The organism is Pseudomonas sp. GW456-12-10-14-LB2 (assembly GCF_002884345.1).
GTDB classification, from domain to species: Bacteria; Pseudomonadota; Gammaproteobacteria; order Pseudomonadales; family Pseudomonadaceae; genus Aquipseudomonas; species Aquipseudomonas paraglycinae.
This window is the reverse complement of record NZ_POHV01000080.1, coordinates 1-3,935: the sequence shown is the minus strand read 5'-3', so window position 1 is coordinate 3,935 and position 3,935 is coordinate 1. Positions and strand designations below refer to the sequence as shown.

Annotated in this window: 4 protein-coding genes; 1 reads left to right on the top strand and 3 read right to left on the bottom strand. The window is 62.0% G+C overall.

Annotation, left to right across the window (positions count from 1 at the left end):
- The coding region (locus C1X29_RS28085; RefSeq protein ID WP_146023282.1) for an ATP-binding protein at nt 1-111 on the top strand (111 nt) is incomplete at its 5' end.
- On the opposite strand, the gene C1X29_RS28080 is transcribed toward C1X29_RS28085, so the two are convergent.
- The 3 genes from C1X29_RS28080 to C1X29_RS28070 all read right to left on the bottom strand — a co-directional run.
- Nucleotides 108-1,724, bottom strand: a complete 1,617-nt coding sequence (locus C1X29_RS28080) for an EAL domain-containing protein (protein WP_102718940.1) — start codon at nt 1,722-1,724, stop codon at nt 108-110. The two genes, C1X29_RS28085 and C1X29_RS28080, sit on opposite strands and share 4 nt — an antisense overlap.
- A 72-nt stretch (nt 1,725-1,796) precedes the next feature.
- Nucleotides 1,797-2,576, bottom strand: coding sequence for an N-acetylmuramoyl-L-alanine amidase (locus C1X29_RS28075; protein WP_102718939.1), 780 nt, complete (start codon nt 2,574-2,576; stop codon nt 1,797-1,799).
- Nucleotides 2,577-2,677: 101 nt separating this feature from the next.
- The coding region (locus C1X29_RS28070) for a GGDEF domain-containing protein (RefSeq protein ID WP_146023281.1) at nt 2,678-3,935 on the bottom strand (1,258 nt) is incomplete at its 5' end.

Below are 3,935 nucleotides of genomic sequence, written 5' to 3'. Positions count from 1 at the left end.
GGGCTGGGTCTGGCGCTGTGCAAGGAAATCGTCCAGTTGCACGGCGGGCGGATGGGTGTTTACTCGCGGCCGGGGCAGGGCACGCAGTTCTATATGGCGCTGGCGGTTTAGGCTTCGTCGTCGATCCGGCGGCCGGCGAGTCGCCGTCCACGGGTAATCAGTTCGATGAACTGCACCGCGCTCAAGGCGTGGGCGAACAACCAGCCCTGACCGAACTTCACCCCTTCGCTGCTCAGCAGCGCCGCTTGTGACTCGAATTCGATCCCTTCGGCAATCACCTTCAGGTCCAGCGCCTGGGCCATGTGAATGATGTGTGGCGCGACACCGCTGCTGGCGGCGTCATGGCCGAGGGCGTCGATGAAGGCCTTGTCGATCTTCAGGCAATCCACCGGCAGGGTTTGCAAATAGGCCAGGCTGCAATAGCCGGTGCCGAAATCGTCGATCAGCACCTGATGCCCGACATCGCGCAGCGCCTGCAGGTTTTCCCGGGCTACCACCACATCGATCAGGCCGCGCTCGGTCACCTCGAAAGCAATCTGCCGCGCCGCCACCCGATGCAGGGTCAGCAGCCGCGCCATGACCTGGCCGATGCGCGGCACCATCACGTCGCAGGCGGCCAGGTTCACCGAGATGTACAGCTGCGGATTGGCCCGCAGCAACTGACCCAACTGCTCGAGCAGGCGTTGCAGGACGAAGTCGGTCATCTGGCGAATCTGTCCGGTGTTCTCGGCCATCGGGATGAACAGGTCGGGGCTGGTCAGCGTGCCGTCCGGCCGGCGCCAGCGCAGCAAGGCTTCGGCACCGACGCAGTTGCGGCTGTCGAGATCGAAGATCGGCTGATAAAGCACCTGCAACTCGCCACGGCGGATGGCGCCGTGCAGCTCGGCGTCGAGCGACTGGCGCTGGCGCACGACCCAGAACACCAGAACGCCCACCAGCGCACCGAGCACCAGACAGAAAGGCACCATCCACCACCAGAGCTCCGGAATGTGCATGCCCGTGCGCGGGCTGATCAGCACCAGTTGGTATTCCGGGTTGTCAGTGGGCATGCGGTAGATCAGGTGTGACTGGGTGACTTGCAGTGCGTTCGGGGTTTTCGGCGGCCAGGGCTCGGTGGGCGGCCAGACCTGTGGAACGCCGAGCACCGGAATCGCCCGGGTCCCGTGATCCAGCACTACCAACAGGCTGCTGCCGGGCAACAGGTCGACCATGTCGGTGAGATGTCCGCGCGAGGTGGCTACGCGAAAGTTGCCGCGCCCGAGCATCAGCGCTGCGCGGTTTTCATCGGGTTCGGTGGTGGTGTTCAGCCAGTAGCTGTAGGTCGGGCCCTTGATGTCCGGAGGACGGACCACCGACAGGCCTTCCTGGCGCGGACGGTTGGAGCAGATCCGCGTGGCGTCCATGTAGGCCGCTTCATAGACGAAGCGGTAGTTGAACGTCACTTGCTGCAACGTCGCGATCATTTCGTCGTCGCAGCTGCGCAAGGGCTGGGCTTCAAGGTCGTCGAGGCTTTCGCGCAACTGGCCGAACAGTTGCTCCAGACGCGCCAGGAACCGCTCGCCCTGGGCGTTCATTTCCTGGCTTTCGCTTTGTTCGACCTGGCGCATGGCCACGAACAGCCCGCCGGTGATCAGCAGGCTCGCACTGAGGACAGCCGCGATCATCGCCAGAAACCAGGGGCGATAAAACCAGCTACGCAGCGTCTCTCGGGTAGCAACCATCATGGATATCCGAAGAATTACCAATGAGTTATAGCTGCTGATTACACTTTCGCCCTGACCGTCGGGCGGGCGTCATTATTTTGTCTGATTCAACACCAGCAGCAACGCTGCCGTTTGCGCGTCCGGCGTGCCGTCAAAGCGCGTAGGGCGGTAGTGCATCTGGAAGGCCGCGAGCACATGCCGGGTCGCCACATCCAGCTCGCCGGTCTGTGGCGTCGAGTAGCCCAGGCGCGCCAGTTGGCTCTGGAACCAGGTGATGCTCGGCAGTTCGGCGTTGAATTGCGCCTGCTGGCGTGCCACCGCTTGTTCGTTGGGCCAGAGCCCCAGCCCTTCGGCCGCCAGACGCTTCCAGGGGAACAGCGGACCCGGGTCGAGCTTGCGCAACGGGGCGATGTCGCTATGGCCGATGATGTGGCGCGGACTGATGCCCTGGCGTTTGCTGATGTCCTTGAGCAGAACGATCAGCGATTGCACCTGGGCTTCGCTGTAGGGATACCAGAGGCGACCGGTTGGAGTGTCCTTGAAGCCCGGATTGACGATCTCGATGCCGATCGAACTGGAGTTGAGCCAGGTACGGCCTTGCCATTCGCTTTCGCCGGCGTGCCAGGCCCGCAGGTTTTCGTCCATCAGTTTGTAGATGGTGGCGTTTTTGTCGTCGCCGATCAGGTAATGGCTGCTGACCTCGCCGTGGGTCAGCAATTGCAGCGAGCGTTCCAGCGATGCGGAGGTGTAGTGCACGATCACAAACTGTACGCGACTGTCGTGATTGACCGAAGGATGGCTGGTGTCAAAACGCGGGCCGCTGGCACAACCGGCCAGGAGGATCAGCGACGCGAGCAGGGTAAAAAATTTCATGGCAGAGGGCAGTACACGCAAGACGATAATGCAACAGTGTAACGTATCGCCTTGCGCTACGACGCTTGAATGGCTGATTTAAACAATATGGAACAATTGCCTCAGCCCAGCTCCACCCGGTTTCGCCCTGCGTTTTTCGCCCGATAAAGCGCCTGATCGGCTCTTTTGAGTACCAGATCGCTGTGCTCACCCGCGCGGAACGTCGTCAGACCCATGGAAACGGTGATCGTGACGCGCTCACCTTTGAAGTGAAATGGGCAGGCTTCGATGGCCGCGCGCAGGGTTTCCAAAAACTTGGCACCGACGGCGGGCGGTGTTGCCGGCAGCAGTAATACAAATTCCTCTCCGCCAAACCGGGCAATGAAATCGTTGCCACGCATACGCTTGCGCAGCACCGTGGCGATAATCTTCAACACCTTGTCGCCCGCAAGGTGGCCGTAGTTGTCGTTGATCCGTTTGAAGTGATCGAGGTCGAGCATGGCGAGGCTCAAAGTGTTGCCGTGCTGCTGCCATTGGGCAATCTCATGTTCGAGCCGTTCGGTCCAGGCGGCGCGGTTGGGCAAGCCGGTGAGCGGATCGATCAGGGCTTTCTGGCGCTGCTCTTCAAGGTGTTCGCGATAGCCCAGCGCTTCCTGCTCCATGTGCGCGACGCGCTCGGCCAGGCTTCTCAGGCGCACAGCCACTTCCTGCTCCCGGGCGTCACGCTGTTTCTGATGCTGATCCATCGTGCCGAGAAGGCCTTCGAGGTGGTTTTCCAGCACCTGCTTCAAATCGTCCAGATCGGCCGCTTCCTGCACGCTGTTCTGCAAGCCGTCGACCTGCTCGCGGATCTGCGTGTCCATCGCCCGCGCCGCGGAGCTGTTGTCCGCGTGGCCTTCGCTGGCGGCCTGCAAGTTGCTCTGGAACGCTTCCAGGCGTTCGTTGAGTTGCTGCAAATAAGCTTCGAATTCGTGCTGGCCGCTGTCGGTAATCGCCAGCATCAAAGTCGCCAGATCGTCGAGGATCGGCAACAGTTCGTACCAGTTCAGCCCATTCTTCAGCCGGTCGCGCATCGCCTCTGCTTGCGGGCGGTGGCGCTCCGGCAAGGTCAGGTCGTCCAGCAACCCGATCAGCGTGTCTTCGATGTGTTTGGCGACCGAACTGTAGGACGGTTCCGGCGAGTCCGGCAGGGCGTAAAGGATATCGTGCTCGGATTGCTCCGGATCGATTGCGGCCAATGCCTGGGCGATGGGCTCGGGGATGGGCAGGCTGTCGAGGATCACGGGCGGCGGGGTATCGCCGGGGTGGATCAGTTCGTCCGGGTTGATGGCTGTTGGCACTGCCGGCGCGAAAACCGGAGGAGGCGTGAAGGCCTGCGGC